This window comes from Rhizomicrobium sp. (assembly GCA_037200385.1).
Classification (GTDB): domain Bacteria; phylum Pseudomonadota; class Alphaproteobacteria; order Micropepsales; family Micropepsaceae; genus Rhizomicrobium.
Genome location: JBBCGL010000001.1, coordinates 1,256,238 through 1,270,634 on the forward strand (window position 1 = coordinate 1,256,238; position 14,397 = coordinate 1,270,634).

At 68.7% G+C, this 14,397-nt stretch carries 15 protein-coding genes; 5 read left to right on the top strand and 10 right to left on the bottom strand.

What is annotated here, in order from left to right:
• Positions 1-3 precede the first annotated feature (3 nt).
• The 9 genes from rpoN to WDM91_06190 form a co-directional block, all read right to left on the bottom strand.
• The gene (rpoN, locus tag WDM91_06150) at positions 4-1,533 is read right to left on the bottom strand and encodes an RNA polymerase factor sigma-54 (protein MEI9994155.1); all 1,530 of its coding nucleotides are present in this window, start codon (positions 1,531-1,533) and stop codon (positions 4-6) included.
• 22 nt (positions 1,534-1,555) lie between these two features.
• Positions 1,556-2,341, bottom strand: coding sequence for an LPS export ABC transporter ATP-binding protein (lptB, locus tag WDM91_06155; protein ID MEI9994156.1), 786 nt, complete (start codon positions 2,339-2,341; stop codon positions 1,556-1,558).
• Between the two features lie 44 nt (positions 2,342-2,385).
• On the bottom strand, positions 2,386-2,922 hold the full coding sequence (gene lptA / locus WDM91_06160; protein MEI9994157.1) for a lipopolysaccharide transport periplasmic protein LptA: 537 nt from the start codon (positions 2,920-2,922) through the stop codon (positions 2,386-2,388).
• A complete protein-coding gene (gene lptC, locus WDM91_06165) occupies positions 2,919-3,620 on the bottom strand; it encodes an LPS export ABC transporter periplasmic protein LptC (GenBank protein ID MEI9994158.1) in 702 nt (233 codons plus the stop codon). Before lptC ends, lptA begins: the two co-directional genes overlap by 4 nt.
• 1 nt (position 3,621) lies before the next feature.
• A complete protein-coding gene (locus WDM91_06170; protein MEI9994159.1) occupies positions 3,622-4,644 on the bottom strand; it encodes a KpsF/GutQ family sugar-phosphate isomerase in 1,023 nt (340 codons plus the stop codon).
• 202 nt (positions 4,645-4,846) lie between these two features.
• Positions 4,847-5,458, bottom strand: coding sequence for a ribonuclease H-like domain-containing protein (locus tag WDM91_06175; GenBank protein ID MEI9994160.1), 612 nt, complete (start codon positions 5,456-5,458; stop codon positions 4,847-4,849).
• A 46-nt stretch (positions 5,459-5,504) separates the two neighbouring features.
• Positions 5,505-6,689, bottom strand: coding sequence for an MFS transporter (locus tag WDM91_06180; protein ID MEI9994161.1), 1,185 nt, complete (start codon positions 6,687-6,689; stop codon positions 5,505-5,507).
• Positions 6,686-7,132 (bottom strand): GNAT family N-acetyltransferase, encoded by a 447-nt coding sequence (locus WDM91_06185; protein ID MEI9994162.1) that lies wholly within the window; start codon positions 7,130-7,132, stop codon positions 6,686-6,688. Before WDM91_06185 ends, WDM91_06180 begins: the two co-directional genes overlap by 4 nt.
• A gap of 40 nt (positions 7,133-7,172) precedes the next feature.
• The gene (locus WDM91_06190; GenBank protein MEI9994163.1) at positions 7,173-7,436 is read right to left on the bottom strand and encodes a hypothetical protein; all 264 of its coding nucleotides are present in this window, start codon (positions 7,434-7,436) and stop codon (positions 7,173-7,175) included.
• Between the two features lie 71 nt (positions 7,437-7,507).
• Here WDM91_06190 and WDM91_06195 point away from each other — a divergent pair, with 71 nt between their 5' ends.
• Positions 7,508-8,236, top strand: a complete 729-nt coding sequence (locus WDM91_06195; protein MEI9994164.1) for a ZIP family metal transporter — start codon at positions 7,508-7,510, stop codon at positions 8,234-8,236.
• Between the two features lie 45 nt (positions 8,237-8,281).
• Here the strand turns inward: WDM91_06195 and WDM91_06200 are convergent, their stop codons facing one another.
• Positions 8,282-10,429: a TonB-dependent hemoglobin/transferrin/lactoferrin family receptor gene (locus WDM91_06200; GenBank protein MEI9994165.1), complete on the bottom strand. Its 2,148-nt coding sequence runs from the start codon at positions 10,427-10,429 to the stop codon at positions 8,282-8,284.
• A gap of 119 nt (positions 10,430-10,548) precedes the next feature.
• Between WDM91_06200 and WDM91_06205 the strand changes: the two genes are divergently transcribed.
• From WDM91_06205 to WDM91_06220, 4 genes are read left to right on the top strand one after another with little or no spacing between them, the layout of a single operon-like run.
• Positions 10,549-11,628 carry a ChuX/HutX family heme-like substrate-binding protein gene (locus WDM91_06205; GenBank protein MEI9994166.1) on the top strand — a complete coding sequence of 360 codons (1,080 nt, stop codon included), beginning with the start codon at positions 10,549-10,551 and terminating at the stop codon, positions 11,626-11,628.
• The gene (locus WDM91_06210) at positions 11,625-12,476 is read left to right on the top strand and encodes an ABC transporter substrate-binding protein (protein ID MEI9994167.1); all 852 of its coding nucleotides are present in this window, start codon (positions 11,625-11,627) and stop codon (positions 12,474-12,476) included. The genes WDM91_06205 and WDM91_06210 overlap by 4 nt, the downstream gene beginning before the upstream one ends.
• Positions 12,473-13,555, top strand: coding sequence for an iron ABC transporter permease (locus WDM91_06215; GenBank protein MEI9994168.1), 1,083 nt, complete (start codon positions 12,473-12,475; stop codon positions 13,553-13,555). The genes WDM91_06210 and WDM91_06215 overlap by 4 nt, the downstream gene beginning before the upstream one ends.
• Positions 13,552-14,358 (top strand): heme ABC transporter ATP-binding protein, encoded by an 807-nt coding sequence (locus WDM91_06220; protein MEI9994169.1) that lies wholly within the window; start codon positions 13,552-13,554, stop codon positions 14,356-14,358. Before WDM91_06215 ends, WDM91_06220 begins: the two co-directional genes overlap by 4 nt.
• Positions 14,359-14,397: the final 39 nt, after the last annotated feature.

Genomic DNA, 14,397 nt, shown 5'->3' on the forward strand with positions numbered 1-14,397 from the left:
TTCTCAGCGATAGGCGGAAGCCTGGACGTCCTGCCCGGCCTTGAGGCGGCGGCGCTCGACCGAGGACGGGATGCGCATGGCCTCCCGGTATTTCGCAACGGTGCGGCGCGCGATATTCACGCCGTCCGCGGTCAGCAGCGAGACGATGCGGTCATCGGAGAGGATCTCGATCGCCTCCTCGTTCTGGATCATCTCCTTGATGCGGTCGCGCACCGCTTCGGCGGAATGAGCCTCGGCGCCGTTGATCGACTGGATCGAGGCGGTGAAGAAGTATTTGAGCTCGAACAGGCCGCGCGGCGTGGCGATGTACTTGTTCGAGGTGACGCGGCTGACGGTGGATTCGTGCATGCCGATCGCGTCGGCGACCGTGCGCAGATTGAGCGGCCGCAGATGGCGCACGCCATAGGTGAGGAAGCCGTCCTGCTGGCGCACGATCTCGGACGAGACCTTGAGGATGGTGCGGGCGCGCTGGTCGAGGCTTTTCACCAGCCAGTTGGCGGTGTTGAGGCATTCGGCGAGATAGGTCTTCGAATCCTTGTCGCGGGCGCCCTTGTTCACCTGTGCGTAGTAGCGCGTGTTGACGAGGAGGCGCGGCAGCGTGTCGGAGTTGAGCTCGATCGCCCAGCCGCCGTCGGAGGCGACGCGCACGAAGACGTCGGGGACGACGGGCTGCACGGGCTCGGACCCGAAGGCGAGGCCGGGCTTGGGCGTGAGGCCGCGGATCTCCGCGATCATGTCGCCGACGTCCTCGACATCGACGCCGCAGAGCTGCGACAGCGCGGAAAGATCGCGGCGGGCGACGAGGTCGAGCCGCGACAGCAGCGCGGCGATGGCGGGATCGTAGCGGTTCTGCGCCTTGAGCTGCAGCGCAAGGCATTCGGCGAGATCGCGGGCGCCGACGCCGACGGGATCGAAGCCCTGCAGCGTGCGCAGCACCTGCTCGGCCGTGGCAAGCTCGCAGCCCAGGCGCTGCGCCACCTCGGCGATGTCGGCGCGCAGATAGCCCGCCTCGTCCACCGAGTCGATCAGGGTGAGGCAGATCAGGCGCTTCTCCGGCGCGAGCGCGGCAATGCCGAGCTGGTCGAGGAGATGGTCCTTCAGCGTACCCCCATCGGCGAGCGTCGATTCGAGGAAATCCTCTTCACCCTCGAAGCTGTTGCCGGATTTGACGGTGGTCCAGTCGGTGAGCGGCGCGGCATCGCCCTGCGGCGGCGCCGGCTGCGGCGTGTCGCCGTCATACATGTTCTCGTGCGAGGCCGTGTCCATGTCGGCGACCTTGGAAAAGTCGTCGCGGGCGAGTTCGGTGTCGAGGCTCTCGGATTTCGCGGCCGGCTCGACGGTCTCGCGCTCGCCATCGGCGGCGGCCGGACCGTCGTCGCGCTCCAGCAGCGGGTTGCGCTCGAGCTCCTGCTCGCAATATTCGGCGAGCTCGACGTTGGACAATTGCAGCAGCTTGATCGCCTGCTGCAGCTGCGGCGTCATGACAAGGCCCTGGCCCTGCCGGATCTCCAGTCTTTGTCCTACGCCAGCCATGTTCCTGCCCCCGGAGCCATGGTTACAAAGAGAACCTTTCGCCCAGATAAACGCGGCGGACGTCGCGGTCGCCGACGATCTCGGACGGCGTGCCTTCCTTCAGGACGACGCCATCATGCAGGATATAGGCACGGTCGATGATCTCCAGCGCGTCGCGGACATTGTGGTCGGTGATCAGCACGCCGATGCCGCGGTCCTTCAGATGCACCACCAGGGCGCGGATGTCGGCGACGGCGATGGGATCGATGCCGGCCAGCGGTTCGTCGAGCAGGATGTAGGACGGGTGCGTGGCGAGGGCGCGGGCGATCTCGACCCGGCGGCGCTCGCCGCCCGACAGCGCGATGGCCGGGGTGTGGCGGACATGGCTGACGCCGAACTCAGCGAGCAGCTCCTCGACCATGGCATTGAGGCGGTTGGCGTCGGGCTCGATCAGCTCGGCAGCAGCGCGGATGTTCTGTTCGGCGGTGAGGCCGCGGAAGATCGAGGCCTCCTGCGGCAGGTATCCGATGCCCAGGCGCGCGCGACGGTACATCGGCATGCGCGTCACGTCGGTGCCGTCGACCTCGATCGTGCCGGCATCGGCTGGGATGAGGCCGGAGATCATGTAGAAGCAGGTCGTCTTGCCGGCGCCGTTGGGGCCGAGCAAGCCGACGACCTCGCCGCGCTTCAGATTGATGGTCACCGAGCGCACGACCGGGCGGCGGTTGTAGGCCTTGGCGAGGCGCGTGGCGACGAGCCCCTTGCCGCCCGCGATCACGCGGGGGCGTGCGGCAATATCTGCCGGGCTGTCGGTGCTGGCGTCGCTCATGGCAAAAACCATGCCCGTTCGTGTTTAAGGAAGGGTGAAGCCATTCACTTTCCTCCCGATTGCGGCGGCGGGGTGAAGACGCCCTGCACGCGGCCGCCGCCGCCATGCGTGCCGGCAACGCCGCTGCCGCCGCCCAATTGCGCAACGCCGGTGACGAGGTTCACCGTGAGCTGCTGGCCGCGCATGACGTTCTTCTCCTTGGTCAGCACGACATGGCCGGTGAGCGTGACGAGGCGCGGCGCGACATCGTAGACGCCGGCATCGCCGGTCGCGGTGCCCGAAGTCGAGATCACCACGACATTGCCGTTGGCGTAGATCTTGTTCGGCTTGTTGGCGATGACGTTGATGCGTACCGTGTTGGCGCGCATCTTGATGTCGCCCTGGGTGATGACGACGTTGCCCGTATAGGTCCCGGTGATCGTGCCGGCGGCGCCGCCATCGGGATTCTTCTCCGCCATGAAGTGATCGGCGGCGACGTTGATCGGCTGGTTGGCGTCGTGGTGATCCAGCAAGGGCGTCGTGGTGGCCGCCTGCGCGGCGCCGCAAAGGCCGAGAATCGCGAACAGCAGGACACGCGTCATTTGGTTTTCGCCTCGTCGGGATAGATCATCATCTGGACATGGCCGTTGAGCACGAGCTGGCTGGTCTCCCGGTCGATCTCGAAGCTGTCGGCGCGCAGCGTGCCGGCCGGCCCCTGGCCGGTGACCGGGGCGGGACCCTTGAAGATACCCCGCTTCAGATCGACATCGGCGCGCGACGTGTGCAGCTCATAGCCGTCGTCGGAATAGATCGCGATTCCGCCGCCGAGCGCCAGCGCGCCCTTGTCCATGTCGACGAAGCCGTGCACCGCGGTGGCGTTGAGCCAGCGGCCCTTGTCGAGCGTCAGGTCGGCCTGCACCGTCCTCAGCGTGGCGCGGCGCATATTGGCGGGGTCCTGGACCGCGGCCTCGGCGGTGATGAGGAAGGGGTGGCCCCGCTTGTCGACGCCGGTGAGGCGCGGCTTGGTCATGGTCAGGTCGTTGTTGATGATGCCGACGGTCTGGGTGGCGAGCGACAGCTTCTCGGACTGTCGCGGCACCAGCGAATAAGCGATGACCGCGGCGATCAGAAGGCCGGCGGCGATCGGCAGCACCCGCTTCATCACCATCACGAAGCGCGAATAGCGCAGCGCGTTCATCGCGGTGTCGCGGGTACGGGCGGTCCAGTCGCGGTTCGGCCGCGCGGGCTTGGCCGTGATCGGCTCCGCCACCGCTTCGCTCGCGCCGCTCCGCCGTGTCATGTCAGGAAAGGCCTGCCCGCAGGATGTCGTGCACGCTGAGGAAGCCGACCGGCCGGCGGTCCGGGCCCTTGGGATCGACGACGAACAGATACGTGACCTTCGGCGGGGTGGCGTTCATGAAGGTCAGCGCCTCGGAGGCGAGGATGTCGGGCGAGACGGTCTTGGGATTCGCCGTCATGACGTCGCGCGCCAGCTTGTCGAGCAGTCCGGTCTCCATGTGGCGGCGCAGGTCGCCGTCGGAGACGATGCCGACCAGCGCGCCCTTCTTGTCGACCACGCCGGCATAGCCCGCGATGCCGAACTTGGCGGAGGTCATGGTCATGATCACGTCGCGCATCGCGGTCTCCGGCGAGACCAGCGGCAGCTCCTCACCCTTGTGCATGATGTCGCTCACCCGGATCAGCTTCTTGCCCAGCGCGCCGCCGGGATGGAAGTCGCGATACTGGTCGGCGGAGAAGCCGCGCCGCTCCATCAGCGCAACGGCGAGCGCATCGCCGAGGGTGAGCATCATGGTGGTCGAGGTCGTCGGCGCGAGGCCCATCGGACACGCCTCCTGCGCCTTGGGCAGCAGCAGCATGATGTCGGAGGCTTGCAGCAGCCTGGAGTCGGCATTGTTCGCCATGCCGATCAGCGGAATGGAAAGCCGCTTGCCATAGGTGATGAGATCGGCGAGCTCGGCGGTCTCGCCCGAATTCGACAGCATCAGCAGCGCGTCGGCGCGGGTCACCATGCCGAGATCGCCATGGCTGGCCTCGGCGGGATGCAGGAAGAGCGCCGGCGTGCCGGTGGAGGCGAGGGTGGCGGCGAGCTTGCGCGCGATGTGGCCGGACTTGCCCATGCCGCTGACGATGACGCGGCCGCTGACCCCGAGGATCGCGTCGATGGCGCGCGAGAACTCGCCGTTCAGCGTCTCGCCGAGGACGGTGATGGCGTCGCTGGCATGGCGCAGGACGCGGCGTGCGGCCGCGAGATCGCGCGCCTTGGTGGCGGCCGGACGTACGGCCTTGATCTTGGCGGAAGCCATGCAGCCCCTTGTTTTTGTTGATCGTTCCTACGAACGCGCCAAACCGATCGCGCTTGTAAGCGAAATTCGTGCCAAATGTGTCCCAGCGGCGGCGGCGGCGCAAGTTACTTTATTGCGGTGCGGTAAATGGGGGATTTACCTAAGAAGCGAGTGCCGCCGTTTTCCGCCCCCGTGGTTGCGGGGGGAGGAAAGGATCGCTGCTTCAGTGCGCAAAGATGTCCACGTCTTCCCAGCCGGCGAGATCGAGTTCGGCGCGGGAGGGGAGGAACTCGAAGCACGCCTTCGCCAGTTCGGTGCGGTGCTCGCGCGCCAGCATGCCGTCCAGCGCCTCCTTCAGCTTGTGCAGGAAGGCGACGTCGTTGGCGGCATAGGCGAGCTGCTTCTCGGTCAGCGTGGGCGCGCCCCAGTCGGAGCTCTGCTGCTCCTTGGACAGGTCGACGCCGAGCAGTTCCTTCACGAGGTCCTTCAGGCCGTGCTTGTCCGTATACGTCCGAACCAGCTTGGAGGCGATCTTGGTGCAGTAGATCGGCGCGGTGACGACGCCGAGATAGCGCCGGAACATCGCCACGTCGAAGCGCGCGAAGTGGAAGAGCTTGGTGACCTTCGGATCGGCCAGCATCTTCCTGAGGTTCGGCGCGGCGTAGTCGTTCGGCGCGAACTGCACCGCGTGGCAGACATTGTCGCCGGAGGAGAGCTGGACGAGGCAGAGCCGGTCGCGGAAGGGATTGAGGCCGAGCGTCTCGCTGTCGATGGCGACCAGGGGACCGAGATCGAGCGTGGCGGGCAGATCGCCCTTGTGGAGCTTGATTTTCATCGAACCGTCTTACAGCAAATCCGCATCCAGGCCCAAGCGTGCCGTCTCAGCGGGGTTGCGCGGCGAACAGGCGCCAATAGAGCACGGTCACGGGGATTGTCGCGATCTCGGCCGCGAGCAGCGCGAAACGGGCGCCGATCCGGTCCGCCAGCCAGCCGATGGCGAAGACCGCGACGGCGAACAGGATGTTCCCGCCCAGCGAGATCAGCGAGGCCATGGTGGCGCGCTGGGCGTCGGTGAAGGATCGTTGCATCAGGCTGCCCTGCGCGACCATGGCGGGGCCGAAGGCCAGCGAGGCGAGCGAGACGATGGCCGGGCTGGCGATGGTCGGGAGCGCGGTCGCGGCGATGCCGCCGGCGAGGCTCGAATAGCTCGCCACCAGCAGGACGCGCAACTCGCCGAAGCGGCGATTGATGGCGCCACCCAGCCGGAAGCCGAGTGCGCCGAAGCCATGGACCAGCGCGCCCGCAAGGCCGAGCGCCCAGGCCGGCCAGAACAGCGCGAAGAAGGCGGGATGGAACATGTGCTTGGCCTCGCCCAGCGCGAAGCCGAGCATCGCGGCGAAGCTCAGGCGGCGCAGCCGCGCGTCGCGCGCGAAGGCCCCGAGCGCCTCGCGCAGATGCGTAAAGACGTTGGTGGGAATCGTGTCGCTGTGCCGTGCAGGCTCTGCAAGCAGGAGCGCGAAGCCCAGGCCGGCGACCGCCGGCGCCAGCGTCAGAGCGAACATCGCGCGCAACGGCAGGAAAGGCAGCGCCGCCATCGCGGCCAGCGCGGAGATCGCGAGCGCGAGCTGGAACATCGCGCTGACACGGCCTTGCCATTCGGCGAATTCGCCCTCACCGCCCTCGCTCTTCAGCGTGTCGTAGAGATAGGCGGCGTTGTTGCCGCTGAACAGCGAGAAGGCGAGGCCCTCGACCGCCGCGCCCAAGGCCAGCACGGCGAAATCCCGTCCGAAGGCGTAGAGCGCGATGGAGAGGACGGACGCGGCCTGCCCCAGCACCAGGGTGAGGCGGCGGCCGATGAAATCGGAGAACATACCGGTGGGCACTTCGAGCGCCGACCACGCGATCTTGGCGATGGCGAAAAGCAGCGTCGCCAGCGCGAGCGAGCCGGTGACGTCCGCGAAATACACCACCATCACGGGCGCGTAGAGGCGGAAATCGTTGCAGAAGCTGAAGGCGCTCAGCAGGCGAAGATTGCGACGCGTCCCCGGGCTCAGCGCCCCGTTCACGGGCGCACCAGCGTATAGCGCTGGCGCGTGCCGCCTTCGGGGCCTTGCGGCAGCATCGCGCCGGGCACGAAGCCGTGACTTTCATAAAGGCGGCGCGCGGCGCGTCCCGCCGGATTGTCCGCGCCGAAGGTCGCGAGCGAGATCGTGCAGGGGCCGGGCCAGAGCGCGAGGACGTGGCGCAGCAGCGCCGCGCCGATGCCCTGCCCGCGCGCCGGCGAGGTCACGGCGAGCCAGCGGATCCAGTTGTCGGGCGCCGCGCCGCCCAGAAGGATCCCGCCCAGCACGGCGCCCGCCGGGCCGCGGACGCAGAAGGCGGAGCGTCGCGCGATGTTGTTCCGGAGCGTGACGTCGAACATGGGCATCGGGCCGAACAGCGGCTCGACCTCTCGCACCAGCGCGAGCCACGATTCGATATCGGTTTCGGCGGCGGGCGCGGGCGTCATAGGGCAGTGGTGGCGCGCCGCCACCCTTTCGTCAACGCCGTCAGCCGCCCTCGCCGGTCACCGGCGTCCAACTCGGCGGATCGCTGGCGGGAAAGCTCTCATCGGAGCTTTCGTCGACCGGATCGGGACGGCGGCGCGGCGCGGTCTTACGGGCCGGCACCGTCTTGCCCCGGCGCACCGGTTTCGCTTTCGCGGCCGGCTTGCGCTTCGCGGCGACCTTGCGCTTCGCGGGGGCTTTGCGCTTCGCCTTGGACGCGACCTTGGCGGCCTTCTTCGCTGAGCGCTTTTTCTTCCTGGCGGCCATGATCCATCCCATGCGTGCGGCGGCGCGATGCTATGGTATGAGGCTCGAGACACGCAACGGCCGCCCCCTTCATGATCGCACTCCTTCTCGCGCCGGCCGCCTTCGGCGCGACCATGCTCGGCGGCCTAGTGGCGCTGCGTCTGCGGGACCGGCTGCACCTAATCCTCGGCTTCAGCGCCGGCGCGGTGGTGGGCGTGGCGTTCTTCGATCTCATGCCGGAAGCGCTCAAGCTGACGCCCGGCATGCCGACGACGACGATGCTGTATGTCGCCGGGGGCTTCCTCTTCTATCTGCTGCTCGACCGGCTGGCGCTGCTGCATGGACAGGCGGACGGCGATGGGCACGATCACGAGCATGGCCATGGCGCACCGCGCAGCGGCCTGGGCGCGGTCACGCTGGTGGCGCACAGCGTGTTCGACGGCATGGCGATCGGCTTCGCGTTCCAGGTCTCCAACGCCATCGGCTTCGGGGTGGCGCTGGCGGTGCTGACGCATGACTTCTCGGACGGCATCAACACGATGAACGTGGTGCTGAAGAACGGCGGCACGCGGGCCATGGGCCTGCGCTGGCTGCTGGCGGATTCCCTCGCGCCGGCGGCCGGCATCGGCGTCACCGCCTTCGTGCACCTGCCGCCCGGCGTGTTCGGAACGGTGATTGCAGCCTTCGCCGGGCTCTTCCTCTATCTCGGCGCCAGCGACCTGGTGCCGGAGAGCCATCACGCGCACCCCAAATTCCTCACCACCGCGATGACCCTGGCCGGCGCGGCGCTGGTCTATGCGGTCAGCGTCTGGACGGCGTGAGGCGCGGCCCGCGGCATCATATGGTGGCGGCAGGCCGCGCCGGTTTCACCATGCGATCGTGTAGCTCGCGAGCGTCTTGAAATTGCGCCCCGGGGCGCTGACGCCAGCCTGGTAGGGCGTGTAATTCGCGTCGGTCACGTTGTCGACGCCCGCATCGATGCGCACGCCGCGCAACGCGCCGCCCAGGATGTCGTCGCCCGGCGCCCAGGTCGCGTAGAGATCGAGCAGCGTGTAGCCCTTGCGGCTCTCGGTCGAGGGATCGTTGCTCGCCGGGTCGTAGCTCTTGTCGAAGTCGCCCGCGAATTGCAGCCGCGCATTGAAGCTGGCGTCGACCTCCGGGACCTTGACGGTGCCGATGACGGTGACGATGTCCGGCATCAGGGACGCAAGGTCGAACGCGGTGCCGCGTTCATGACCGGTGACATGGCCGTAGTCGAGCTGGAGCCGCAGCCGGTCGGTGTCGTACAGTGCTTCGAGTTCGGTGCCCTGCAGCTCGGCGTCGACGTTGATCGCGGTCGTCGATCCGACATTGCAGCCGACGAGGAAGGTCGGCGGCGTGAAGCAGCCGGCCGTATAGAAAGTCGGCGGCACGAAGACGCTCAGATTGATGTAGTCGTCGACGCTCTGGCTCCAGTAGGACGCCTTCACCCGCAGCGCGTCGCCCGACGCCAGAAGATCGTCGAACACGAGCCCGGCGCCCGCTTCCCAGTATTTGGAGGTCTCCGGCTTCAGGTTTGGGTTGGGCACGAAATTGTTCGCCACCGAGACACCGGGCAGGATCGGATGCGGCACGGTGAAATGCTCACCGGTGAGGTACAATTCGTTGATCCCGGGAGCGCGGAAGGCCTTGCCGACATTGCCGAAGACGAACAGCCAGTCGACCGGCGCATAGGTCGCGGCGAATTTCGGCGAGACCGCCGTCCGGCTGGTGTCGGGATTGCCGGTGGACGAGGTGCTGTAGGAATCGTAGCGCACCGCCGGGATCAGGGTGAGCTTGCCGGGCGCGCCCAGCGGCTGGTCGATGTTCGCCTCGACCTGCGCGAAGACGCCCCAGAACGCGTCCTTGCCGTTGGGCACGCCGGAACGCACGCCTCCGGCGCCGAGCGTGTCGCGGCCGACCTGGTCGTCCTGATACCACTCGCCGCCGACCGTGAAGAGGCCCGAGACGTTGGCGAAGGCGAAGGGCGTGCGGTTGTCGACGCTGAAACCGTCGGTCTTGATGTCGCGCAGCGTGCGTTCCAGCGTAACCGGATCGACCTCCTGCACCGAACTCTGCACGTGGTAGGGCGTCAGATGCAGGTCTACCAGGCCGTCGGCGCCCGCCGGCTTCCAGTCGATCTCGCCGGAGAATTGCTGCGAGACGATCGTCTTGTCGACCGGCGCGCCGGTGGTGAGGCCCTGCCCGTCATCGGGCTCGACCGCGTCGTTCTTGAAACCCTGATAGGTGACCTTGGCGGTGAGCCCGTCGCCGAAATCGTAGCCCGCCTTGGCGAAGCCGGTGACGATGTCGTCGTCGGCCGGCAGGCTCGCACCCGAGCCGAGCTTGATGTCGCCGGAGGAGCGCTCGCCTATGCTGCCGACGAAATCGAAATCGCCGATATGGGTGAAGCCGGTCGCGGTGCGCAGGAATTCCGCATCGACGTCCTGATAGCCGAAGGCCGCGCGCAGGCCGGCGGTCTGGCCGGGTGCCAGCAGGTCGGACGCGTCTGCGGTGCGGAATGCCAACACGCCGCCGAGCGCGCCCGAGCCGTACAGGGCCGAGGCCGGGCCACGCACCACTTCCACGGCAGTGAGCAGCGCCGGATCGAGGAAGAAGCGGCCGTCATGGCCGGAGGTCCACGCCTGGCGCACGCCGTCGACGAGGATCAGGACGTCCTGGCCGCCGAGGCCACGGATGTTGGGGCTCTCGCCGGTCCGGCGCGGCCCGCCCACGAACTGGACGTTGGGCATGTTGTCGACGAGGTCGGCGATCGTCGACGGAATCGATGCGGCGATCTGATCCGGCCCCAGCACGTCGACCATGCCGGGATAGTCGGTCGCAGAGGTCGGATTGCGCGTCGCGCTCACCGTCACCGTCTCGACCAGGGCGAGCTTGGTGGATGGTGCGCTGGCCGGCGCGTCCTGCGCCGCAGCCATCGCCCCCAAAGCCGCAAGACACACTGAAGCCAGCGCCAATTGGCGAACCGCACGCATGAAAGAAACCCCTTCGAAATGGCGGCACAGCGGCCGCGCTTGACTGCAAATGACTCTCAAGTGCATATGGTCATCACACTTATGCAATTGCGAGTCAATCGCAAAAATAGGAGAGGCCCATGAGCGAGGCGGGAATACGGTCGAGAGAAGACGCGCATCTTTCAAGCGCGGCGCTGCGGCAGGCGTGGAGCGATCTCAGCGACCGGTCCGCCGGCCGGTTGCGGTCGCGCGATGCCGCGGCGCGACTGGGTGTCAGCGAAGGCGAACTGATCGCGAGCCTGGTCGGCGACAGCGCGACGCGGCTGCGCACGGATGGTGCGGCGATCATCCGGGAGGTGCCCGCACTGGGGCCGGTGATGGCGCTGACCCGCAACGCGCATTGCGTGCACGAGAAGATCGGGCCTTATCTCGACGTCAGCATCGAGGCGGCGCATGGCCTGGTGCTCGGCGAGCTGATCGACCTGCGGCTCTTTCCGTCGCGCTGGCATCACACCTTTGCGGTGATCGACGAGACCGAGGACGGGCCGCGCCGCTCGCTCCAGGTCTTCGACGCGGACGGCACCGCGGTCCACAAGATCTACCAGAAGCCCGCGACCGACGTCGCGGCGTTCGACCGCCTGATTTCGCAATGGCGCGCCGAGGACCAGTCGCCGGTGCTGCAGCCCGTCGCCATCGCGGCGCCCAAGGCCGACCGGCCCGACAGCGAGATCGACGTCGAGGGCCTGCGCCGCGCCTGGAGCGCACTGGAAGACACGCACGAGTTCTTCGGCATGCTGCGCAAGCACGGCACCGGCCGTCTCCAGGCGCTGCGGCTCGCCGGCCCGCAATTCGCGCAGCCGGTAACGACGGACAGCCTCGCGCGCACGCTGGAGACCGCGCGCGACGCGGCGACGCCCATCATGGTGTTCGTCGGCAATCCCGGCTGCATCCAGATCCATAGCGGCCCGGTGACCACCCTCAAGCGCATGGGGCCGTGGTTCAACGTGCTGGATCCGACCTTCAACCTGCATCTGCGCGAGGACGCGATCGCGAGCGCCTGGGTGGTGCGCAAGCCGACGCGCGACGGCGACGTGACGTCGCTGGAGCTGTTCGACAAGGACGGCTTCTGCTTTGCGCAGCTGTTCGGCGTGCGCAAGCCGGGCAAGCCGGAGCTCGAGGCGTGGCGCGCGGTTCTCGCGATCCTGCCGGGGCTGCTATGACACGCCTGTTGAGGCTCGCGGCGGCGCTTTGCGTGCTGGCGCTTCCGGCGCAGGCCGCACAACGCGTCGTCGCCCTGGGCGGCGACGTGACGGAGATCGTCTATGCGCTGGGGCTCGGCGACCGGCTGGTCTGCGACGACCAGACGTCGCTGTATCCGGCGGCAGCGACCAAGCTTCCGCAGGTCGGCTATCTGCGCACCCTCGCGGCGGAGGGCGTGTTGTCCTGCAAGCCGGACCTGGTCATCGCCTCGCAGGATGCCGGGCCGGCGGCGGCGATGGCGCAGTTGGACGGCTCCGGCATACGCATCGTCCATGTGACCAGCGCGCATGCGCCGGACGCGGTGCTCGTCAAGATCGCCACGATCGCCGAGGCGCTCAACGCGCCGGCGCAAGGGCGCGCATTGCAGGCGCGCTTTCGCGCCGACATGGCGGCGGTGACGGCGCGGCTTGCCGCCTACAAGGATCGCCCGCGCGTGGTATTCCTGATGGCGCAGGGTCCGGGCGGTGCGATGGCGGCCGGGCGCGACACAGCTGCAGACATCATGCTCACGCTGGCGCGGGGACAGAACGTCGCCGGCGCATTCTCCGGCTACAAGCCGCTGACGCCGGAAGCCGCCATCGCGCTGAAGCCCGATGTGATCGTGATCGCCGATCATGCGATCAAGATGCTCGGCGGCATGGAGGCGCTTCGGGCACGGCCGGAGATCGCGATGACGCCGGCCGGCAAGTCCGGACGGATCGTCGCGATGGACGCGCTCCTGCTGCTGGGGTTCGGGCCGCGCACGCCCGAAGCGCTGGCGACGCTGGCGGATGCGCTGCATGGCAAGAGCCGGATCGCGGCGCCGTGAGCGCGATCTCCGCCGTGGCCTTCGATCCGCTGCGCGATCCCTTGCGGCTGCGGCGGCATCTCATCCTTGGCGGGCTTGTCGCCCTCTTGGTCGTGGCCTGCCTCGCGGCGAGCACGATCGGCGCGCTCGACATCCCGCTGTCGCATGTCGTCGCGGCGCTGGCCGGCCGGGCGGGATGGGATCTGGGCGTTCCCGTCGCGCCGTTCGAGGATGCCGCGCTGTTCAGCATCCGCCTGCCACGGGTGGCCCTCGGCCTGGGGGTCGGCATGACGCTCGGGGTAGCGGGCGCCGCGCTGCAAGCGCTGTTCCGCAATCCGCTGGCGGACCCGGGACTGATCGGCGTGTCGGGGGGCGCGGCCTGCGGTGCGGTGGGCTGGATCGTACTGGGCGCCTCGGCGCCGGCCTGGGCGAATGGTGCCATCGCGATGCCGCTGGCGGCGTTCGCGGCCGGGCTCGCCGCGACGATCGGCGTCTATCTCATCGGGCGCAGCCGCAGCCGCACCGATATCGCGACGCTTCTGCTGGCCGGCCTGGCGATGAACGCGCTGACGACGGCGATCGTCGGCTACCTCACCTTCCTGGGTACGGATGCACAGCTGCGTGCCCTCACTTTCTGGCTGCTGGGCGGACTTGGCGGTGCGACCTGGGGGCAGATCTGGCCGGTGCTGCTGCTGATGGCCGGCGCCCTGTCCGGCTTCGCGGTCCTGGCGCGCGGCTATGACGTGCTGGCGCTGGGCGAGAGCGCGGCCGGGCATCTCGGGCTGCGGGTGGAGATCCTGCGGCGCGCCACCATCGTGCTGGTCGCGCTCGGGGTGGGCGCCGGCGTGGCGCTGACCGGCATCATCGGCTTCGTCGGATTGGCGGCGCCGCATCTGGTGCGGCTGATGGGCGGCGCGGCGCACCGCTTCGTGCTGCCCGCCGCCGCGCTGATGGGCGCGCTGCTGGTGGTCTCGGCCGACCTGTTCGCGCGGATCGCGGTGATGCCGGCCGAGCTGCCCGTGGGCGTCGTGACCAGCGCGCTGGGCGCGCCGTTCTTCATCTGGCTGCTGCGCCGCCGCCTGGGAGAGACCGCGCCATGACGGCAGGACTGGCGGCGCACGGCCTCGTCGTCACCGCGGGCGGACGGCGCATCCTGGACGGCGTCGACGCCGAGGTGCCGCCCGGCCGCGTCACCGCCGTGGTCGGGCCCAATGGCGCGGGCAAGTCGACGCTGCTGAAGGTCCTGTCAGGCGATCTCGCGCCGCGCGCCGGCGACGTCACGCTGAACGGCAGGCCGTTGCGCGGCTGGAGCGCGGAAGAGATGGCGCTGCAGCGCGCCGTGCTGCCGCAGGCGCCGGAGCTCGCTTTCTCCTTCCGCGCCTGGGACGTGGTGGAGCTGGGGCGCCATCCCCATCGCGGGCGCGCGACGCCGGACGAGGACCGCAGCGCCGTCCGCGGCGCGATGGACGCAACCGAAATCGCCGCGCTGGCGGGGCGCGACTGCCGCACGCTGTCGGGCGGCGAGATGCACCGCACGCATTATGCGCGCACCCTGGCACAGATCTGGACGCCGCTCGCCGACGGCCGCGCCCGGATGCTGCTGCTCGACGAGCCGACCGCGAGCCTGGATCTCTTTCACCAGCACGCGATCCTGGCGAAAGCCCGCAGCATCGCGCGCGCCGGGGCGGGCGTGCTCGCCGTCCTGCACGATCTCAATCTCGCCGCGGCCTATGCCGACCGCCTGATCGTGCTGGCGAATGGCCGGGTCGATGCCGCCGGCGCGCCGGCGGTGGTGCTGACGGCGGAACGCATCACCCGCATCTGGCGGGTGGACTGCGCCGTCGCCGCAGACGGCGATACCGTTCAGGTCCTGGTCAAGCCGCGGCCGCCGGAACGCGTCTAGGCCATTCGCCGCCGGACCCGACAACGGCTATCATCCCGC

Bases quoted from the DNA above. Each gene is read 5' to 3' on its own strand.
- WDM91_06185 (MEI9994162.1), bottom strand. From the start codon at position 7,132: ATGACGCCCGCGCCCGCCGCCGAAACCGATATCGAATCGTGGCTCGCG.
- WDM91_06205 (MEI9994166.1), top strand. From the start codon at position 10,549: ATGAGCGAGGCGGGAATACGGTCGAGAGAAGACGCGCATCTTTCAAGC.
- WDM91_06175 (MEI9994160.1), bottom strand. From the start codon at position 5,458: ATGAAAATCAAGCTCCACAAGGGCGATCTGCCCGCCACGCTCGATCTC.
- WDM91_06220 (MEI9994169.1), top strand. From the start codon at position 13,552: ATGACGGCAGGACTGGCGGCGCACGGCCTCGTCGTCACCGCGGGCGGA.
- WDM91_06170 (MEI9994159.1), bottom strand. From the start codon at position 4,644: ATGGCTTCCGCCAAGATCAAGGCCGTACGTCCGGCCGCCACCAAGGCG.
- rpoN (MEI9994155.1), bottom strand. From the start codon at position 1,533: ATGGCTGGCGTAGGACAAAGACTGGAGATCCGGCAGGGCCAGGGCCTT.
- lptB (MEI9994156.1), bottom strand. From the start codon at position 2,341: ATGAGCGACGCCAGCACCGACAGCCCGGCAGATATTGCCGCACGCCCC.
- WDM91_06200 (MEI9994165.1), bottom strand. From the start codon at position 10,429: ATGCGTGCGGTTCGCCAATTGGCGCTGGCTTCAGTGTGTCTTGCGGCT.
- lptA (MEI9994157.1), bottom strand. From the start codon at position 2,922: ATGACGCGTGTCCTGCTGTTCGCGATTCTCGGCCTTTGCGGCGCCGCG.
- WDM91_06210 (MEI9994167.1), top strand. From the start codon at position 11,625: ATGACACGCCTGTTGAGGCTCGCGGCGGCGCTTTGCGTGCTGGCGCTT.
- WDM91_06190 (MEI9994163.1), bottom strand. From the start codon at position 7,436: ATGGCCGCCAGGAAGAAAAAGCGCTCAGCGAAGAAGGCCGCCAAGGTC.
- WDM91_06195 (MEI9994164.1), top strand. From the start codon at position 7,508: ATGATCGCACTCCTTCTCGCGCCGGCCGCCTTCGGCGCGACCATGCTC.
- lptC (MEI9994158.1), bottom strand. From the start codon at position 3,620: ATGACACGGCGGAGCGGCGCGAGCGAAGCGGTGGCGGAGCCGATCACG.